The sequence below is a fragment of the Pedobacter sandarakinus genome (genome assembly GCF_026240095.1).
Lineage (GTDB): Bacteria > Bacteroidota > Bacteroidia > Sphingobacteriales > Sphingobacteriaceae > Pedobacter > Pedobacter sandarakinus.
This window is the reverse complement of sequence record NZ_JAPIVG010000003.1, coordinates 55,734-75,151: the sequence shown is the minus strand read 5'-3', so window position 1 is coordinate 75,151 and position 19,418 is coordinate 55,734. Positions and strand designations below refer to the sequence as shown.

The 19,418-nt window shown below is 39.0% G+C and carries 16 protein-coding genes; 2 read left to right on the top strand and 14 right to left on the bottom strand.

Translation table 11 applies throughout. The annotated features are described in order from the left end of the window. Nucleotides 1-1,004: 1,004 nt before the first annotated feature. From OQ268_RS08855 to OQ268_RS08840, 4 genes are all read right to left on the bottom strand, one after another. A complete protein-coding gene (locus OQ268_RS08855; protein ID WP_265855772.1) occupies nt 1,005-1,433 on the bottom strand; it encodes a hypothetical protein in 429 nt (142 codons plus the stop codon). 128 nt (nt 1,434-1,561) lie between these two features. Beyond that, the gene (locus tag OQ268_RS08850) at nt 1,562-1,933 is read right to left on the bottom strand and encodes a hypothetical protein (protein WP_265855771.1); all 372 of its coding nucleotides are present in this window, start codon (nt 1,931-1,933) and stop codon (nt 1,562-1,564) included. 859 nt (nt 1,934-2,792) lie between these two features. Then, on the bottom strand, nt 2,793-3,635 hold the full coding sequence (locus tag OQ268_RS08845) for an aminotransferase class IV (RefSeq protein ID WP_322973976.1): 843 nt from the start codon (nt 3,633-3,635) through the stop codon (nt 2,793-2,795). Further along, complete coding sequence (locus OQ268_RS08840; protein ID WP_265855770.1) at nt 3,636-4,664, bottom strand: RluA family pseudouridine synthase; 1,029 nt, start codon at nt 4,662-4,664, stop codon at nt 3,636-3,638. A gap of 103 nt (nt 4,665-4,767) precedes the next feature. Between OQ268_RS08840 and OQ268_RS08835 the strand changes: the two genes are divergently transcribed. Next, a complete protein-coding gene (locus tag OQ268_RS08835) occupies nt 4,768-5,793 on the top strand; it encodes a DUF6588 family protein (protein WP_265855769.1) in 1,026 nt (341 codons plus the stop codon). 64 nt (nt 5,794-5,857) lie between these two features. Further along, complete coding sequence (locus tag OQ268_RS08830) at nt 5,858-6,730, top strand: 1-aminocyclopropane-1-carboxylate deaminase/D-cysteine desulfhydrase (protein WP_265855768.1); 873 nt, start codon at nt 5,858-5,860, stop codon at nt 6,728-6,730. A 175-nt stretch (nt 6,731-6,905) separates the two neighbouring features. Here the strand turns inward: OQ268_RS08830 and OQ268_RS08825 are convergent, their stop codons facing one another. The 10 genes from OQ268_RS08825 to OQ268_RS08780 form a co-directional block, all read right to left on the bottom strand. Continuing rightward, the gene (locus tag OQ268_RS08825) at nt 6,906-7,880 is read right to left on the bottom strand and encodes a DUF3570 domain-containing protein (RefSeq protein ID WP_407673998.1); all 975 of its coding nucleotides are present in this window, start codon (nt 7,878-7,880) and stop codon (nt 6,906-6,908) included. A gap of 252 nt (nt 7,881-8,132) precedes the next feature. Continuing rightward, nucleotides 8,133-8,363, bottom strand: a complete 231-nt coding sequence (locus OQ268_RS08820; protein WP_265855766.1) for a DUF4266 domain-containing protein — start codon at nt 8,361-8,363, stop codon at nt 8,133-8,135. 2 nt (nt 8,364-8,365) lie between these two features. Continuing rightward, nucleotides 8,366-9,259 carry an FAD:protein FMN transferase gene (locus tag OQ268_RS08815; RefSeq protein WP_265855765.1) on the bottom strand — a complete coding sequence of 298 codons (894 nt, stop codon included), beginning with the start codon at nt 9,257-9,259 and terminating at the stop codon, nt 8,366-8,368. Nucleotides 9,260-9,304: 45 nt separating this feature from the next. Continuing rightward, nucleotides 9,305-9,733 carry a thioredoxin family protein gene (locus OQ268_RS08810; RefSeq protein WP_265855764.1) on the bottom strand — a complete coding sequence of 143 codons (429 nt, stop codon included), beginning with the start codon at nt 9,731-9,733 and terminating at the stop codon, nt 9,305-9,307. A gap of 4 nt (nt 9,734-9,737) precedes the next feature. After that, entirely contained in the window at nt 9,738-10,163 is a 426-nt protein-coding gene (locus tag OQ268_RS08805; protein ID WP_265855763.1) for a QcrA and Rieske domain-containing protein, read from the bottom strand. 395 nt (nt 10,164-10,558) lie between these two features. Beyond that, nucleotides 10,559-11,689, bottom strand: a complete 1,131-nt coding sequence (locus OQ268_RS08800; RefSeq protein WP_265855762.1) for an efflux RND transporter periplasmic adaptor subunit — start codon at nt 11,687-11,689, stop codon at nt 10,559-10,561. Continuing rightward, nucleotides 11,686-16,038 (bottom strand): CusA/CzcA family heavy metal efflux RND transporter, encoded by a 4,353-nt coding sequence (locus tag OQ268_RS08795; protein WP_265855761.1) that lies wholly within the window; start codon nt 16,036-16,038, stop codon nt 11,686-11,688. Before OQ268_RS08795 ends, OQ268_RS08800 begins: the two co-directional genes overlap by 4 nt. Nucleotides 16,039-16,538: 500 nt before the next feature. Then, nucleotides 16,539-17,201 (bottom strand): cytochrome b/b6 domain-containing protein, encoded by a 663-nt coding sequence (locus OQ268_RS08790; protein ID WP_265855760.1) that lies wholly within the window; start codon nt 17,199-17,201, stop codon nt 16,539-16,541. A 3-nt stretch (nt 17,202-17,204) separates the two neighbouring features. Then, the gene (locus OQ268_RS08785; protein ID WP_265855758.1) at nt 17,205-18,461 is read right to left on the bottom strand and encodes a sensor histidine kinase; all 1,257 of its coding nucleotides are present in this window, start codon (nt 18,459-18,461) and stop codon (nt 17,205-17,207) included. Beyond that, a complete protein-coding gene (locus OQ268_RS08780; RefSeq protein ID WP_265855757.1) occupies nt 18,458-19,135 on the bottom strand; it encodes a response regulator transcription factor in 678 nt (225 codons plus the stop codon). Before OQ268_RS08780 ends, OQ268_RS08785 begins: the two co-directional genes overlap by 4 nt. Nucleotides 19,136-19,418 lie beyond the last annotated feature (283 nt).

Here is a 19,418-nt window from a genome sequence, read left to right as displayed (position 1 = left end):
TTGGCGGCTGGGCCTCTTTTAGTGTTATCGTTTGAGTCCTCTATGTTTTTTTACTCCGTTCATATCAATTGTCCTGTCGTCCTAAATTGGCAATAACATTCCAAGGCTTTTTGAAAGCACCGATTGCTTGCATACTTTTTTGTTAATGTACAAATTTGATCGGAGTTTGCGAAGCGGGAGACCGCAGGTCGCCCAGTGATTTTACAAAACCTATGTTAAGTGTAGTTTTTGGTTTGCCTTTTTGCCTTGGCAAAAAAATAGCGACTGAGGCGGAGCTTTGGCCAGGGCAAAACGAAAATTGCACTTAACGTTTTGCAGGTTTAAGAATTTGCGGAATTACTTGCAGAACCTTTGTCAATCTGAGATGAAGATAGTAAAAAGCGATGAAGAAATTGTAAGCACTTCGCCCCGCAATATTTAAACCTGTTGTTATGTGCTGGCATTCTCTTTCTTTTGAGTTAGTAATTTAAAATTTAGCTTTTTGTCGATAAAAATTAACATTATGCTAGTCAATATTGAAGCTAAGGTTATGGAAAGAATGTCCTTCTGAATGAGGTCAGAATAAATGAATAGCGACGAAATAACTATGTTAATTCCAATTGAAATAATTGAAGGAAGAACTTTGGTCGATATTAAACCGTAAAGGTAAAACCCTATTATATAAGGAATGCAGGTCAATATAAGTCGGATGAAAACATAAAATAATATTCCTTCATAATTTGTTGTGCTGGAGTGTCGAATAAAGATCATTAGGAACGCTGAATGAGCTTCAATAATCGTCTGTCCAAAACAAAATAGGAGTCCGAGGTAAAATGTTCTATATGTGATGTTGTTGGTTTTCAATATGCTTGCACATAACGGTTTGCAGGTTTAAGTTGAGCCTTATTATTTGCACAACAGAACCTTTTGCACTAATCTAAATAAATAGCTTCAAATTTTCGTGTTCTCACTTCGCCCGAGGCTTAACTTAAACCTGTTGTTATACGTAGTTGTAAATAGCTTTATTAAGGTTTATATCTTTTCAGAAGCTTATTTATTTTCTTATCACTAATACTTAAAACTATAATCCCTGTCCAAGCTTTGTTTACATAAAGTCCTTCTGGTTCCTTTTCTACTATTGTAATCTGAACTTTATCTGTCGTAAGTTGAGTAGCCAATAAATTCTTCAATTCGGTGTTTACTATTTCATTTACTACAATTCCATTTGCGATTACCACTGGAATAGCGGTGTTTGCTGACTTGGTAAAGTCTTTTCTTTTAAAAAATCTATTTTGAATTAAAGTTAGTTGTGTTCCCTTTTCCGATGGTATGACCCTCTTTAGCCATAGCTCATTTTCTTCAGCAGTCAGTCCGTAAGAAATGTTTGGAAAATCTTGACCAAACGAAAATGTCGCTATAAATAGAAGTAATATTACAGATGCCAGTGATTTCATTTTGTCGAGCAATTACGTATAACTTTCCGAGGCTTTATGAAAGCACCGATTACTTGCATTAATTTTCTGTTAAAGTACAAATTTGCTTGGAGTTTGCGAAGCTGGAGACCGCAGGTCGCCCGGTGATTTTACAAAACCTGTGTTAAGAAAACATTTGCTTTAAGTCTAAAAGGCAATTCATAAGGCATCGAAAGTACGGACTCTTGAACCAGCTTTTGTTTTGCATTAAAAAATAGAATTCTGCTGTGTCCGTGATATACAATTGCAGCTTTTATTCTTAAGAATTCGGTTACTACATAATATTTGGTATTACCTTTCTTGTCTTTTATGTAGCCTAAAAATGTACGCTCCGAAATATCTTGTCCAACTATTTTTGTAACCTTCTGGCCGATTCTTCGAGTTTTTAATACGTCAGCAAAATTTTCTAGTGATTGTCCGAAAACTTTTAATGACAAACTGATTAATAAAATTATAAAAGTCAATGTTTTAGAGTGTGTCATTTAATGGCGTATAACGTTCCGGGGCTTTGCGTTCGGGCGGGTTTCGGAGTACAAAACTGTCTGCCAGCACTGAACTTGAATAGAAGAACAAAACTCCAAGTTTGCACGTCAGCCCGCCTGACGCAAAACCCGTGTTATAGGTAGCCATTCTTTTTAAAAAAGTTCGATAATAAAATTACCGATCTCAACACGAAAGATAAACATTATAGATATTAATATCCCCGTCAGAATATAAGATTTAGTTTTAGATATTTTTCCTTTTTTATAGGTCAAAAGAGCAAGAATTACGCAAATGCAAAGAACTAAGGTCAATGCTCCAAATTCAATTATGAAAGAATTCAACGGTCTGTTTTCTATTCTTGAGGCTATTTCTCCTTCTCCAAAAAGTCCCCAATAGGTTAATGGTATAAGTAGGATATAAATAAATGAGGTCAGTATAAATCCTAATAAGAAAGTCATTAGGAAATGCTTCCATTCTAGTTTACTGTTTCCGATTTGCGTTAAACTACCATTCATTTTAGTACTGTCGTTTTTATGGTTACCTATAACACCCAAATATACGAAAGTTTCACATAGCAATAAATTTGACGAAAAAACACTACAAACAACTGCTAAACAAATACTTAAACACCGTAAAACAATTCGCATTTTTAATAGATCACCATCGCAACATGCGTTGAAAAAACCTTTAATCTATTTAAAATGCGCATGGCAAAGCACCATCAAAATAGCGGTTGTATGCTGTTGTAGCACAGGCAAATTTATCTAAACCTGGCTGACAGCGTTATGCCATTTTTCATGGCATTAAGCAAAAGACGGGACTGCTTTAACCTATTAACCACCGGTATTGCTTTCCAAGTTATAAGAGATTTAATTTTTCGCTTAAAAACTTAGCATATTCATTAAAATACCTTTTGCGGCCGTAGCCCATAATCCATTGTATGCCTTGGGTGGCATTGGTAATAAAAACTTCTTCGGCCTCTTTTAATATTTCCGGGCTTATTTGTGCTTCGATAAGTGGAATATTATTCAATTTGCAGATTTGCATTACCGCAGTACGCATTACGCCACTTACACAGCCCTCGGTTAATGCAGGGGTATAAATTTGCTTATTATAAACTACAAATACATTAGAACTGATGCTCTCGCATATAAAACCATGCTGATTTAAGATAATAGCTTCATCTAGTCTATGTTGCGTTTTAAAAAGACCAGCCATTACATACAGCAATGCATTTGCAGTTTTGAAATTAGAAAGCAGATGTACAGGCTTTGTCATTTCATCATAAACATCGATAATAAGGCCCTTTGCATTTAATTGGTAGGTTGATGCTTGCAAAGAAATCCCCTCGAGCACGTAAGCAGATTTATTGGTTTCTGGCGTATATACACCAGCGCCCTGCCTGTAAATGGCTAAGCGGAAACGGGCATTACCGCCCCACTTATTTTTTTTGGCAAGGTCTGCGGTTTTCTGACGTAAAAAATAATCGTCTATGAGGTTGTATCCATCAATTTTAAGTGCTTTCATACCGGCTGCCAGCCTATCGGCATGCAAGTCTGCAAATTGCAGCTTATTGCTAATCATACGCATACTTTCAAATAGCCCATCGCCAAATTTAAACCCGCGGTTAGCTGCCGTTAAAACAGCAGCATCAACCGGGTAAAATTCATCATTAAATAATAGATATTGTGAATACATCATCTACGAAGCGGCAACGTAATTTTCCCATTTTTGTAGTGCAGCCTTAAAGTCTGCCGGCAAGGGCGATTCAAAATGCATAAATGCTTTGGTTGTGGGGTGTATAAAACCGAGGCTTTGCGCATGTAACGCCTGCCTGGGCAACAATTCGAAGCAATTATCCACAAACTGCTTGTATTTATTAAACGTAGTTCCTTTTAAAATCTTATCGCCACCATACATGGCATCGCTAAATAATGGGTGGCCAATGTGTTGCATGTGGGCACGAATTTGGTGTGTACGCCCGGTTTCTAATTCGCAGCTGATGAGGGTAACGTAACCCAAACGCTTTAAAATTTTATAATGCGTTACCGACCATTTACCTTTTGTTTCATCGTCGTAAATGTCCATTACCCGCCTATCTTTTATACTTCGCCCAATATAGCCATTAACCGTTCCATCTGTTTCTAAATCGCCCCAAACCAGTGCAATGTACTTTCGGGTTATGCTATGGTCGAAAAATTGCCTTGCCAGGTGGGTAATCGATTTTTCGTTTTTAGAGATGAGTAACAATCCGGAGGTGTCTTTATCAATTCGGTGTACCAAGCCTGGCCTGCCATCGTTGCCGGGTAACTGCGGCAATTGCTCGAAATGGAAAGCCAATGCATTTACCAGCGTACCGGTGTAATTATTAAAGCCAGGGTGCACTACCATGCCTGCAGCTTTATTTACCACCAACAAATCGCTGTCTTCATAAACAATATCCAGTGGAATATCTTCCGGATAAACTTCGGTATCGCGTGGCGGATGAGGAAGGACAATAGAAATTTCATCAAAAGGTTTAACCTTATAGCTTGCTTTAATCTGCTTTTGGTTTACCAGTACATTACCTGCATCAATTGCATTTTGGATGCGGTTACGCGATGCATTTTCTACACGAACCATTAAAAACTTATCGATACGTAAAAGCGATTGACCTTTATCGACTACAATTTTTAAATGTTCATATAATTCCTGCTCTTCTGTTTCCTGCAATTCGACCACATTTTCCATGCTGCAAAAATAGAGTTTTACAACCAAGATTGTGGAAATGATTTTAGAATTAAAAAAACTGCGCTATCTTAGATGAAATAAAATTATTCCATACAAACTCATCATGAAACGTTTCTTAATAATAGGCTTAGCAGCCTTCTTTATTGGCTATTTTGCACCTGAAGCAAAAGCCCAACAAGATGTGGGAAGTCTGTTTGTTTCTGGTCCGGCAGATGCAACTAAACTCGTTAATGCTTATTTCGACCCGCTGTACAAAGGTTTAGGGCAAGGCTTAAGTGATGGTTGGAGCAATACGGCGAAAGCAAAAGGATTTTTAAAATTCGATCTTAGGGTATCGGCTTCGGGCGCTTTTGTACCACAATCTGCCAGAACGTATAACGTAAACACACTCGGATTAAATAACATTAAACCTGCACCTGGCGCATCGCCAGAAGGGCCAACCGCTTTCGGCAATAGCCAGGTTGGTGGACGAATGGAGGTTTACACCAGCAATGGCTTTCCTACAGGCAAATTTTTTAACCTCCCACAAGGTGTTGGCTTCCACATTGTTCCTTCGGCCCAAATTCAAGCCACGTTAGGCTTACCTAAAAACATAGATATTTCACTGAGGGCAATGCCGAAGATTAAGCTCGGTAGCGATTTGGGCAGCCTTTCTATGATTGGTGTCGGGGCAAAAATAGAACTCTTGCCGCTAATTATGGGTAAATCTACAAAACTGGTTCCAGTGGATATTGCCATTGCCGGTGGCTTTACACAATACCAATATCACCTGGATTTGAATATTGATAACGTAGCAAATTCAGACCAACGCATTGACGCTAAATTTAACGGTGTAAACATCGAGGCCATTGTTTCTAAAAACCTTCTATTTTTTACGCCTTTTGCCAGCGTAGGCTACCAAACGGCTAAAACCGATTTAAAAGCCTTGGGTACTTACCGCTTTGCTACCAGCGCAACAAGTTCGGTAACTTACGTAGATCCCATTGCAATAAAACAAACCGATATTGATGGCATGCGTGCATCGATCGGTTTTCAGTTGAAATTCGGTTTCTTTAAATTTTACTCGTCTTATACGCAAGCGAAGTACAGTATGGTTAACGCAGGCTTTGGCTTTGGCATAGGAAAATAGGCCTTTCGGTAAATATTGCAACAAAAACACCTTAACTGTTTAGGGTGTTTTTTACTTTTACGGGGTGTTCGAAAATTTGTATAGCCCAGTTCAAAAACTAAACTACCACCGCCACGGTAATTTATTCGTAAAACGAGATGATCTAATAGATCCGTATATCTCTGGCAATAAATGGCGCAAGCTTAAATACCTTTTGCAGGATGCCAATCGGCAAAACAAAAATCATTTGGTAACATTTGGTGGTGCATATTCTAATCACCTGGTGGCGACAGCAGCAGCGGCAGCAAAATTTGGCTATAAAGCTACCGCATTTGTAAGAGGCGAAGTGGTTAAGAACGAGATGCTATTGATCTGTAGCCTGTATGGCATGCAACTCATCTTTGTTGATCGCGAACGGTACAAGCATAAGCAGGAACTGTACAATGAACATTTTGCTGCCGATAGCAATTGTTACTTTATAGATGAAGGCGGTGCTTCTGCAGTGGCTGTACAGGGATGTGCTGAAATTATAACTGAGCTGCCAACTGTTTACGATCATATTTTTGTAGCCGCAGGAACAGGAACCACCGCTGCAGGATTGCTGAGTGGAATTCATACTGGTGATTTAAAATCCAGGTTGCATGTTGTACCTGTTTTAAAAGGCGGCGATTTTATTGGTAATGAAATTGCGAAATACACTCCCCTATCCAACCATCTTAAGCTCCATACAAATTATCATTTCGGTGGGTACGCAAAAACTACCCCCGAATTACTAGATTTTATAAAAAGTTTTATCAACGAAACAGGAGTACTAATCGACCCTATTTATACTGCAAAGCTGTTTTATGCCATTACAGATTTGTGCAACAAGCAGGTCATCCTTCCAAATGAAAACATTTTGGCCATACATACGGGTGGTTTGCTAGGTCTCTTGGGAAAAAAAGAATTGCTATGGTGAAAATGTTGTGGCATTTCTCCCATACAATGAGCTTCCAGAAGAAATACTAAAATAAAAGAAGCGGTACCGTCGATTAAAATTTTGCAATGCTTTGCGCTCAACAACACCTTTTGTAACGTTATTGGCACAGGGTTAAATACAAAAATTTGAATGGTGATACCGCCGCTCCACTTGGCTATTTAAATTTCAAATTAAGTGATAAAATGTTCGACACCAAACTCGTCGACCTCGAATAATGCCCGTACCTTAATTCTAGCATGTTTAACCGTTGCCATCCGAAAACACCTTTTGGTGGTGCAAATCTTATGCCCGCCCCATAAAAATCGCTGGTAAGGGTAGAAAGATCATAGTCGCTGGTAAAATAGGCAGCACTTGGCTGGTGTTGACCATAAGGTGCAAAATACCTGGTTCCTGTTTGGTTATTGTAGCGATAGAATGGACTAATGGAAAAAAACGAATTGATTTTAACAGGTACTTCCAGCTCGGCCGTATGGGCTCTGATGCCCCAGTTATCCATGTAGTATCGATAAAAGGTTCTAATCACAAATCGGTCATCAAGAAAATAATTCATCCTTAAGCCAATTGGCAACTTGTAACGTTTATCTGGAAGGGTTTCTGCACGCAAAGAGCCATCAGTAAAGTAGTTGCGCTGATATTTTGTCGCCAGTAATCCTTTCTGGTAAGATGGCTCAATAATTAACGCCGCCTGAAATTTCTGGTTTATTACCTGCGATAGAGAGAACGAGGTGCTGAAAGAGTTTCTCGGCGCCGTATCATACTGCTCACCATTGCGTCCTGCATTGCCCGTTCGCAATTCTATAGGTAAAATAACCGTCCACTGATCTAGAAAGGCCTGAAGCCTAAAATCGAATTGCGTATTCTTGTCTTTAGATAAGCGGGTTAAATTAAATGCCGCACCTAACGATTGATAATCGAACTCGGTTGAATAAGATCCGGTGAACCCAAACGAATTACCGGTTTCTTCGTTAGATTGTGTCCAGTTTAGGGATGGATATATGCGAATATCTGCAGATGAAGCAGATGATATGGTGCTTGGGTCAATATTATCAGATGATGCTGAAGAATAATGATCTACACCAAGCTCAAAAAGGAAGGTGTTTTTCCTCCCGTTTTTGTTAAATTTAGACATTTGTAAGTCTATGGTATTGGCAAAATCGCTAAGGGTTTCGGTACCAATTCCGCCGGTTACTGCAGAGTTATTTCCCTCTTGATGATAGTAAGCCGAAACCAGGTTTACCTCATCTATTTTCAGCTTCCGAGACTGATAATTACTGGTATCGCTTTTTACGGCTGTTGGTTTGGTTTGTGCGTAGGTGCTTAAGATACCGAAGTACATAAAAAGCACGTGGAGATAAATTTTTCTCATCCTGTTATCTAGATATTAGTTACAACCGCAACCACCACCACTTTTACCGCCATTAGCACCGGAGGCACCTTCGCGATAGAGCTGGAAACTTTGCTCAAACTTTTGAACTTTACGAGAAGAAAGCGACATATCAGCATCATTAATTTTGCTTTTTTGATAGGGCTTAACGCTACTGCAAGAACTTAACATGGTGAGGGCGGTTATGGCCACAAATCCAGCTAGAAAAAACCTTTTGGAAAACTTCATATTTAAATCACATTAATATTATTTGAGGTGTACACCCGATCATCATCATCGACAATTATGCAGGCCACATGTTTTATCTGGTTGATGAGCTCCAACCCTACCTTTACGCCCATTACCACAACGGGAGTAGCTAATGCATCGGCAAGTTCTGCACTCGGGCAGATAATACTCACACTTTTAACTCCAGATACAGGCAAACCAGTTTTCGGGTCGATGGTATGCGAATAGCGTTTGCCGCCAATGGTTATAAATTTCTCATAATCGCCGCTGGTTGCTATAGCCATATCGCTAATCTTGAGTGAAGAGAATGGCCTGTTGGTTTGTTCCGGATCGGCAATGCCTACTGTCCAGGGTTTACCATTGGGCTGCAAGCCCCAGGTAATTAAATCTCCTGCAGCATTTACAATACCACTTTCTATACCCATTTTACGCAAAACAATTTTTGCACGGTCTGCAGCATAACCTTTGCCTATTCCTCCAAAACCTATCCGCATACCGATATTTTTTAAAAACACAGTATTGCTTTGTTTATCTATTAGCACATTTTTATAGTCGATCAGTGCCACGGCCGCTAAGGCTGTTGCCTCATCTGGCAAACTCGTCATGGTTTTATCGAAGTTCCAAAGCTTTTTATCTATAGATCCGTAGGTGATATCAAAAGCGCCATCCGTAATCTCAGAAATTTTAATAGAACGCTCTATTAGGTTAATCACTTCTGCATCTACGGCGACTGGCTGTACTCCGGCACAATCGTTAATTAGGCTGGTTTGGCTGCCATTGTTAAATGTGGTCAGCAGGGCTTCAATCCGTTGTACTTCTGCCACCGCAGCATCTATAGCCTCATTGCCAATCGCATCACTATCAGCAATAACAGTGAACTCGAATCGGTTACCCATAAGTTTGAGCACCCTATTTACAGAAATGGCAGCCTGCATCAGCATTTACTTTGAATTCTTTGCTATTTCAGCAACAAAAGCCGCTGGACTTTCTCCGGGAAAACCATCCCAGGTTTTAAGGACTTTTCCATTTTCATCAACCAAAACGGTAAATGGAAATTTGCCATCCTTGTTATATGTTTCAGCAAGTTGTTCGTTCAGTTTAACTTGTTCCTTAGCGAGCTGGTTTTTCTTTTGCCTCGGAAAATCGGCCTTAACCAAAATCAAATTGCCATCGGCATATGTTTCAAAATCCTGTGTTTCAAAAATTTCACTTTTCAAGCGGATACACGGTCCACACCAATCAGATCCGGAGAAATTGATTAAAATCTGCTTATGGGTAGATTTTGCTTCTTTCTGTGCTTCAGAAAAATTTTGCATCCAAACTGTAGGCGTTAGAAAAAATCCCAAAAGGGCTACAAACAATAACTTCATAATACTAAGAATAAATTTTTAAACTGGTTCCGTTAAGCTGGGTGTTGTATACGGTTAAAGAGCGATTTGTTGGCCCACCAGTTACCGCACCCGATTCAGAAAATGTTGCGCCATGATTCGGACAGTAAAATCTACTGCTTCCGGGTTGATAATTTAGGGTATAGCTTTCATGTGTGCAGGAGCGCTGCACCGCAATGTATGCGCCCGTATTGGTTCTGGCAACAATTACACCATTAGTTACCAAAGAACCTCCATTGTTTAATAAAGCGGCATTGGCGGCAAGACTAAGGTCTAAGGTAAAACTAACATTGGTGGGGCCAGCAGTATCTGCAGTGCTGCCAGGCTCATTTTTCTTGCATCCAATGCAATTTAGCAATGCAAAAGCAGCAGCGCTAATGCCAATACTGTTTAGAAAGTCTTTTCTATCCATAATTTATTCAAAATCAAGTTAAGCAAAGCGATAAAAAATTCAACGGTGTTTTCGATAGACAATCTGTTGGTATCGATGAGCAGGGTTGATCTGGTAACGTTAACAAACGGATATCATGAAAAAATATTTTTTCGAAACCTTTGTAACAAAAATATAGATAAACTCTGAAGAAATTCTGAAGTTTTACGAAAGATTTGCTGATTAACCATAAAAAGCAAAACTTCTAAGAATAGATTCACTTATTAATCCCCAGTATAGCGTTTTGCATATACATAGAACCTTAAATCACCATCGGTCGTAGTGCAACATTACTCTGATTAAAAAAAGAGCCTGTCAGATTTCCTTATGAATTTCCAACAGGCGCTAGGCGTGATCTACTTTCTAACATTCGAAAATTAATCCTCTGCCTTGTTTTTAAGTTTCATTAAGAGTGTGTAGGCGCCTTTTGTAACGATAGATTTATCTTTTAGATCGCCGGGATTTTTCAAGGCTAAGCGTCCCAGCTCACCCGTTCCGGTTTCTACAGTTACCATTTTAAATTTATTGCTTGCAAGCGCAACAAATACATATTGTTTTCCCTCAAAATCAACGAAAGCTTCCTCGGGCAAGGTGGCTAAAGTATTGTTATTAACCGCTATTTCCGCATTCATATACAAACCTGGAATAAGCGTTTTATCATAATTCTCGAAATGGCAGTGCACTTCTGCCAGATGGTCTTCCGTTAAATCCTTACTAATGAGGATAATTTCACAATCATATTTTTTATTGGGTGCATTATTGCTATAAGCCTTTAATTTCTGGCCTATAGCTAACTGTGGCAAATCTTTCTCAAACACCCTAAGGTTTAAGTGAATATCTGTTGGGTTTACCATTTCGAAAAGCACATCTGCAGGATTGACATATTTCCCAATATTCACATTTACCTTGGATACAAAGCCCGTTATTGGCGAATATAAGTTAATCTTGCGTGAGATATTTCGTTCATTAAGCTTTGCAGCATTGATATTAATTAGGCTTAACTTTTCTGTTAAGGCCCCTAAACTTATGCGTAGCGTTTTGTATTCGGCCTCAGCTTGTTGGAAAACTTTATTACTACTGGCCTGGCTTTGGTTTAATTCCTTTTGGCGCACATACTCTCTCTGTGCAAACTCTAGTTTGGCCTTTATGGTAAGGAAATCCTGCTGCATTTGGATATACTGTTGGTCTTCCATCACTGCAATTGCTTCCCCCTTATTTACGTGCATGCCCGGTAAGAGTTTAGTAGATTTTAGGTAACCACCAAGTGGCATGCTAATAGAAACCATGTTTTGCGGCGGTACATCTATATTCCCATTCACACTAACAATTGAAGATACATTTCGATCTTCTAATTTACCCACTTCAAGTTTAGCATTTCTCAACTGTGCGGAGGTTAATTCTACCAAATCAGGCGCTATATTTATTTCCTCTTGATTTTCTGGAGGAGTAGTTTTTTGTTTACAAGAAAACAAAAATAATAGTATGATAATTGAACTTATATTTTTCATTGCGTTTTTGCTGTTAAATAATTAAGCTGGATTACCGTTTGGTTTAAACTTCTAACCAAATCCAGGTAACTGGTGCGGATGTTTATCGATTGATTAATCAATATTCCCCATTCTAAATAATTAATTTCCCCATTTACAAACTGTTTGTCTGCCGTAACCATAATTAAATCAGCATTTTTTAGAACAGATTTTTCGTAGTTATCTAAATCCCTGAGGCGAAATTGATACTGTGTTTTAGCACCCTCGTACTGTGCATTTAATTGCTGCTTTAGTATTTCGAAATTAGAACCGGCAATTTCCTCGTTAATCTTAGCCGCAGCTATTTTCGCCTTTTGTGCGCCTGCAAAAATAGGAATACCTAAACCAAGCTGAGCAGCCTGGAAACGCTTGCTGGCATTGTAAAGCCGATCGTCGGCACCAAAGCCTCGCATTGTTGTGTTAAAGTAACCCAATGTAATTTCTGGAAGTAATTTCGACTGCTCTACCTTTGTTTTTGCTTTGCTAACGATTTGCTCCTGGCGGTAATATGTCAGCAGCCCGTTCCTGTTATCGTCAAGGGTATCAGCCTGCGATTGATGTTGTTTCTTTTCTATTTTACCCTCAGGATAAAAATTGTTTATTGTATTTAGAAGAACCTGAAAATGAATCAATTCCATATCCATTTCTTGGCGAAGCTGACTTAACTGCAAATCAACAGCTGCTTTTTGGTTTTCGGCAGTGGCTTTTTCTACAATGTTACTTTCGCCGACTTTGAAACGGAGTTTTGCCCGTTCAAAAAATTGGCTATAAAGTGAGTCCGTTTTAACAATCAATTTTTCTTTCTCCTTCAGGTACAAAAAGTAATCAAAGGCTTCGGATACGGATTTAATCAGCTCTGCTGATTTTACGTGAGCATTCAATGTAGCTTGCTGCGCCTCTAAATTCATCAAATTCCTTTGCATACGATAAACAGTTGGAAAGCTAAAGCTCTGCGAAATACCAATACGATTATCGATGTATGCACTATTGAGCTGCCCCACCTCACCATTAATGTTGGCATTTGGAATTGCATTGGCAGTCTTTACCATTGCTTGTTGGTACCTTACTAACAAAGCTTGGTTTTTAACCGACAGGTTATTTTTCAGTGCGGTGTCTATGGCTGCCTGCAGCGAAATTGGCTTTTGTGCTTTCACGCTGCCCACGCTTAAAACGATCATTATCATTATTGCCGGAATTATTTTCTTCGCAGAAACGTTGCCCATCCCTTTCTCGAACAGTATGTATAGCACGGGCAACACGAATAACGTTAAAAATGTTGCTACCATTAAACCGCCAATTACTACAGTTGCCAATGGCCTTTGCACCTCTGCACCAGCACCATTGCTTAAAGCCATAGGCAAGAAGCCTAATGAGGCTACGAAAGCAGTCATCATTACAGGTCGCAATCTCAGACTCGTTCCTGCTAAAACAATTTCCTTTAAATCTGTCATCCCTTCTTTCTTCAACCTATTAAATTCTGCTACTAAGACAATTCCATTTAGCACAGCGACACCAAATAACGCAATAAAACCTATACCCGCACTGATGCTAAAGGGCATGCCCCTCAGGGCGAGGAAGAAAATTCCTCCAATAGCAGATAACGGTATTGCCGAATAAATTAATAAGCCCTGCTTCACTGAGCCAAATGCAAAAAACAATAAGATAAATATGAGTGCTAACGAAACAGGTACGGCAACCATTAAACGTTGTTTAGCAGCATTCAAATTTTCGAACGCACCACCGTAAGTAACATAATAACCTGGCGGAAATTTAATTTTAGCATTCACTTTCTCCCGAAGTTCGCCAACAATAGACTGCACATCTCTTCCTCTAACATTGAAACCTACAACCATTCTACGCTTGGCATCTTCTCTTTGAATTTGGTTTGGTCCGTTTTTTATCTCTACGGCAGCCAATTGGCCGAGCGGGATTTGATTACCTAAAGGCGTTGGGATTAATAAATTTTGAATATCAATCAAGTTTTTGCGTTGCTCGCCATCAAGCCTAACTACTAACTCAAATCGCTTTTCGCCTTCAAAAATATTCCCGGCTCGCTGACCTGCAAAGGCTGTATTTACGATTCGATTTACATCCATTATATCTAAATGGTATTGGGCAATCAGGGCCCGGTTGTAGCTAATTAAAACCTGCGGCATACCGGTTACTGGCTCAATAAAAAGATCTTGCGCACCGTCAACCGAGTTGATGATTGAACCGAGTTGTTTTGCAAAAAAGGATAAGGTATCTAAATTTTCACCGAAGATTTTACAAACAACATCCTGTCTGGCACCGGTCATTAGTTCATTAAAACGCATTTGTACCGGGTACTGAAATCCTGCTGTTATTCCGGGTACCGCTTCCAGCGCTTTGCCCATTTTCTCAGATAAATCGTTAAACGTATTGGCAGAGGTCCATTCTTTCTTATCTTTCAATATTACCATCATATCGCTTGCTTCCATAGGCATTGGATCTGTTGGCACCTCTCCACTTCCAATTTTGGTCACCACTTTTTCTACTTCAGGAAATTGTGTTTTCAAAATGTGAGCAGCTTGTTGTGTACTTTCTATTGTTGTAGAAAGATTACTCCCGGTTAGCACACGCGTATCTACGGCGAAATCGCCTTCCTCGAGCGCAGGAATAAATTCTCCTCCCAAAAAAGTTAGCGTTATCACCGCCACAGCAAATAGAGCTATTACTCCAATTAATACCGTTTTTGGAAAGGCAATAACTTTTGAGAGCGTGCGGTGATAACTTTTTTCTAATCGTTTCATCATCCTATCAGAAAAATTAGGTTCGTGCTTAATTCTTTTGCTTAGAAAAAGTGCACTCATCATTGGGATATAAGTAAGCGAGAGAATAAATGCGCCTAATAAAGCAAAAGCCACCGTTTGGGCCATCGGCTTGAACATTTTTCCTTCTATACCCTGTAGTGTAAAGATGGGCAAGTAGACAATTAAAATGATAATCTGTCCAAAAACAGCGCTGTTCATCATTTTCTTGGATGATTTTTTTACTTCATCATCCATTTTTCTTTGTGAGATTCTGGCCACAGTTGCAAACTTTTTATGGTGCGAAAGTTGGTGCATCACTGCCTCTACAATGATGACGGCACCATCTACAATTAACCCAAAATCTAAAGCGCCTAAACTCATCAAATTTCCACTTACCCCAAAGGTGTTCATCATTATTACCGCAAAAAGCATGGCAAGCGGAATGATTGAGGCCACAATTAAACCTGCCCTAAAGTTTCCGAGAAAAAGAACTAGCACAAAAACTACAATTAACGCACCCTCTAATAAATTCTTTTCTACCGTACCAATGGCATTGTTTACCATTTTTGTCCGATCTAGGAAAGGCTCTATGACCACACCCTTGGGTAAGGTTTTTTGTATTTGGGTAATCCTTTGTTTTACATTTTTAATTACCTCGCTGCTGTTTGCTCCTTTAAGCATCATTACTACTGCACCAGCAACCTCTCCTTGATCGTTATAGCACATAGCGCCATACCTCGTTGCGAAACCTATCTTCACATCAGCAACATCTCTAATAAATAACGGCTTATTTCGAGGTGTTTTAACGGCGATATTTCCAATGTCTTCTACTGTAGCCACCAAACCTTCCGTTCGTATAAATAAAACTGATGGACCTTTCTCGATATAAGCCCCACCCGTATTTTGATTATTTCGTTCGATGGCATCAAAAACATCATTAATGGTAATATTATACGATTGGAGTTTGTTTGGGTTAATGGCTATTTCATACTGCTTTAGCTTCCCACCAAAACTACTCACCTCTGCAACGCCTTTAACGCCGAGTAGCTGCCTTCTCACAATCCAGTCTTGAATGGTTCTAAGCTCAGTTTCCTTGTACTGATGTTCGTAACCTTCTTCTGGCCGAACTACGTACTGGTAAATCTCACCCAGGCCTGTGGATACTGGCCCAAGCTCTGGAGTACCAATTCCTTGTGGAATCTGAGCTTGCACCTGTTGTAACCTTTCAGAAACCTGTTGCCTAGCCCAGTAAATGTCAGTTTCATCGCTGAAAACAATAGTAACTAATGAGAGGCCAAATCTAGAGAAGCTCCTAATCTCTAACATGCCAGGTATATTGCTATTGGCCTGTTCGATAGGGAATGTAACCAGCCTTTCTATATCTGTGGCACCGAATGATGGGGCAGTGGTAATAACCTGAACCTGATTGTTGGTAATATCTGGAACTGCATCTATTGGTAGTTTTCTGATTTCGTAAAATCCATAACCGATAAGCGCAAAAATAAACAGTCCAATGATCAGTTTATTGCGTATCGAAAATTCTATTATTCTGTTGAGCATAACATCTAAAAAAATTAATAAAAATATTAAATATCAATACCCATCATATCAATGGGTATAACTCAACAGGATTTTGGCGGTTGCCAGATGCTTTCTAGGTAAGTAAAAGATGACTTGAACTGATAATAGCCCAATTTTGGCGATGCACATATAATTCCAAAATCTTGTAGTATGAAACTTTGGGCAGTATTTACTTGAAAGGGTTTGTCTGCATGCATCTGGTGTGCACAGGGTTTGAATGGTAGTTCGAGATCATGCTCTGAATCAGCATCTATTAGATCGCTATCGGCATAATGAATGTACAAAAACTGCCATACTGATAGACTCTCTTGGATCTGTTTGTGTTCGATATAATGTTCAATCAGTATAGGCAATTTTAACAGTTGCGAAAGTTCTGTTGCCGAAAACACATAGCAAATCAAGAAAAATATACCAAGCTTTCTAACCATTGCCCCAAAGTTAATACACATCACTATAAATAGACAATAACATTTCAATTATCATCCACCATTAATCATATCAGAAACGATACCTTTTCCATCCCTGCGTTCTGCCAATAGCACACCGAGCACATGCAAAGCAATAAATCCTAACATCAGATACATACAAAAACCATGAAATTCTTTAATACTATGATTAATACCTTTTGAAATTCCTGTATAAGATTTAAATGCAAGCAGAAGACCTGTTACTGCGAGTAGACTGATTGTGACATAGAAAATGACATACAAACTTTTTACCACTAACTCGTGTTTTGCAGTTTGTCTTTCCTTTCTGATAATGAAATAGGCTTGATAGGCCTGCCTTAGCTTCGCAACGAGGCGATCTGTAGGTCTCGAAAAAAAAGTGCTTACCAGGCGAAATAACAGCAGTGCTGCCAGCGCATATCCAAAATACATGTGTACATCCCAAACCTGGTCTTCCAAAGCATGGGTAACCGCGAAAGCCTGTTGATCTGTAACCGAAGCTCCTGCACCTACCAATTCTGATTTCACGAAGCTGCTTTGAGATCGATCTAAAAGCGTAGAATTAATAAGAACAGTAAACAATGACCCACTGATGATTAGCAAATTTAGCCAATGCCACAAACGGGTGCTAAAAGCGTATTTCTTAGCTTTTGGATTTTGATTCAGTACTCGATTAGTTGGTGATATGATTGCCATTTACTAAATATTCTTAAAGGTGATGGTGAATGTATGCAGGTCCAGGTGATAATGGTAATCCAGCAAGTAGTTCTGCCGATTGCAAATTTGCTTCAAAATGGCCAGACCTAGGCCAGTGCCTTCTGAAGTCGCATCTTTATAAAATCGTTCGAAAATTTTATCAGGATCCAGTGCCTTATTATGGCCTGTATTGGCAAAAATCAATTGGGTTTGAGTCAGCTTAATCTCTACCTTGCCAAAATCGTAATTGTGCCTGATCACGTTACTAAATAAATTGTTGATCAATATTTCCAACAATTGCTGACTTGCCAAAATAGTTACATCACTTAAATCTAAATCTAACTTTAAGTTCCTTTCGCTAATTAATTCCTGGAAATAATTAGCCTTATCTGCTATGGCAGCTGTTAAGTTAATTTCTTCCTGATTCTGCAACAGGTTATGATCAATCTTTACTAACAACAATAACGACTGATTTAATTTGGTTAATCTCGAGGTAGCTTTGTACAACTCAATTAAAGTTTCACCATCTTCTTTCCCTAAAACTTTTGATTGCAGCATGTTATCAAGCTTAGAGTTGATCACTGCTAGTGGCGTCATCATTTCATGAGATGCGTTTTCTGTAAATAGCTTAATCTCTGCATAATCAGCCTTAACTTTACTCGCTAAATCAACCAAAACACTGTTTAATTGTTTAAATTCAGCAACGGGCATGTCTACTGGTTGATATGGTTGCTCATGGTTAATGTTAAAAGCCGTGATATTTTTCAAGAGCTGCTCAAATGGCGTCCATATTTTTTTAAGCAATATCCTGTTCAGCAGTAAAACCAAGGCAAAGAGTAAGGAGACTGGAATCAAAATAATTAAACATATATCCTTAATTTGTTGCTGACGCTCGGTTTTCGAAGCTATTACCAAAACCTGATAGGGCTTCCCCACCAAATCGAGCTCAGCCTTTAGATATCGTGCCGTTTCCTGGCGATGTTTAACAGGATTGTAGTATACCGTATCGGCATAAACACTTAGCGGCCTGGCCTTTGCTATGGGTTTGTATTGTACAACCAAATCTTCAGACTCATGTGGGCTATAAAACCCAGCGCTATTCGAATACTCTTTAACTTCCATGATTTCTTCCACCATGTCGTGGTCTATTTGTTTATCCAGGTAAAAAACAAGCATCCTATAAAACAAAAAGCCAATAACGAGGAGTCCGAAAGCGCTAATTAAAACCAGAATCCAATTATACTTAGTAAATAGCCTCATACGCTTGTAAATTTGTAACCTACACCATAAACCGACTGGAAATAATCGTGACTTCCGGCATCAATTAACTTCTTTCTAATGTTTTTAATATGTGTGTAGATAAAATCAAAACTGTCTGCCATGTCAGCATCATCTCCCCAAATATGCTCTACCGCTGCCGATTTTGAAATTACTTTTCCTTTGTTAGCGATAAAATATAACAATAAATCAAACTCTTTCTTAGTCATGTAAACCTGTTTACCACTCACCGCCACCTCTTTGGCATCCAGGTCAATCCTGATTTCATTGAATTCTATGTGGCGCTCCCCGTTGGCACTTTTCCGGCGCACAACAGCCAGGATTCTGGCATTAAGCTCCGAAAGATGGAAGGGTTTGATCAAGTAATCATCTGCCCCTAAACTTAAACCTTCTATTTTCTGGTCGATTGAGTTCCGGGCAGAAATAATAATTACGCCTTCGGTTTTATTCATCCTCTTAAGGTAGTTTAGCAGCTGTAGTCCTTCCCCATCAGGCAATGTTAAATCAAGCAGTATGCAATCGTAATCGTACACACTCAAACGTTCTAAAGCTTGTGCATAAGTAGAAGCCGTGCTACATACATTACCCTCGGCAGTAAGGTATTGCGCAATACTGCGTTGTAGTCCTGGTTCATCTTCTATTATTAGGATTTTCATGATGTCAAATATGCCATAAGATACTGAAGACATATTGAAGTTAGAAATTAAATTAATGATGTGTTCATGTCTGGCTGATTAACTATTTTCTTAGCACCAGCCGACAAAATTTCATGTCTCCATAAAAGCAAAATCTCTTCTTCCAGTTGGAATTTACTCTTAATTTCGTGTAAAAGTTTTCCACATTACCGCAGTCTAAATGCCGATTTTGTCTATAATCATACTTTAAACAGTTTAAACCTATTTTTTTGCCTTTGGGTACAAAAAGTGCTTAAATTTTAAT

Excerpts from the sequence above, each read along its gene's own strand:
- OQ268_RS08855 (WP_265855772.1), bottom strand. The coding sequence starts at position 1,433 with ATGAAATCACTGGCATCTGTAATATTACTTCTATTTATAGCGACATTT.
- OQ268_RS08850 (WP_265855771.1), bottom strand. The coding sequence starts at position 1,933 with ATGACACACTCTAAAACATTGACTTTTATAATTTTATTAATCAGTTTG.
- OQ268_RS08845 (WP_322973976.1), bottom strand. The coding sequence starts at position 3,635 with ATGATGTATTCACAATATCTATTATTTAATGATGAATTTTACCCGGTT.
- OQ268_RS08840 (WP_265855770.1), bottom strand. The coding sequence starts at position 4,664 with ATGGAAAATGTGGTCGAATTGCAGGAAACAGAAGAGCAGGAATTATAT.
- OQ268_RS08835 (WP_265855769.1), top strand. The coding sequence starts at position 4,768 with ATGAAACGTTTCTTAATAATAGGCTTAGCAGCCTTCTTTATTGGCTAT.
- OQ268_RS08825 (WP_407673998.1), bottom strand. The coding sequence starts at position 7,880 with ATGTCTAAATTTAACAAAAACGGGAGGAAAAACACCTTCCTTTTTGAG.
- OQ268_RS08820 (WP_265855766.1), bottom strand. The coding sequence starts at position 8,363 with ATGAAGTTTTCCAAAAGGTTTTTTCTAGCTGGATTTGTGGCCATAACC.
- OQ268_RS08815 (WP_265855765.1), bottom strand. The coding sequence starts at position 9,259 with ATGGGTAACCGATTCGAGTTCACTGTTATTGCTGATAGTGATGCGATT.
- OQ268_RS08810 (WP_265855764.1), bottom strand. The coding sequence starts at position 9,733 with ATGAAGTTATTGTTTGTAGCCCTTTTGGGATTTTTTCTAACGCCTACA.
- OQ268_RS08805 (WP_265855763.1), bottom strand. The coding sequence starts at position 10,163 with ATGGATAGAAAAGACTTTCTAAACAGTATTGGCATTAGCGCTGCTGCT.
- OQ268_RS08800 (WP_265855762.1), bottom strand. The coding sequence starts at position 11,689 with ATGAAAAATATAAGTTCAATTATCATACTATTATTTTTGTTTTCTTGT.
- OQ268_RS08795 (WP_265855761.1), bottom strand. The coding sequence starts at position 16,038 with ATGCTCAACAGAATAATAGAATTTTCGATACGCAATAAACTGATCATT.
- OQ268_RS08790 (WP_265855760.1), bottom strand. The coding sequence starts at position 17,201 with ATGGCAATCATATCACCAACTAATCGAGTACTGAATCAAAATCCAAAA.
- OQ268_RS08785 (WP_265855758.1), bottom strand. The coding sequence starts at position 18,461 with ATGAGGCTATTTACTAAGTATAATTGGATTCTGGTTTTAATTAGCGCT.
- OQ268_RS08780 (WP_265855757.1), bottom strand. The coding sequence starts at position 19,135 with ATGAAAATCCTAATAATAGAAGATGAACCAGGACTACAACGCAGTATT.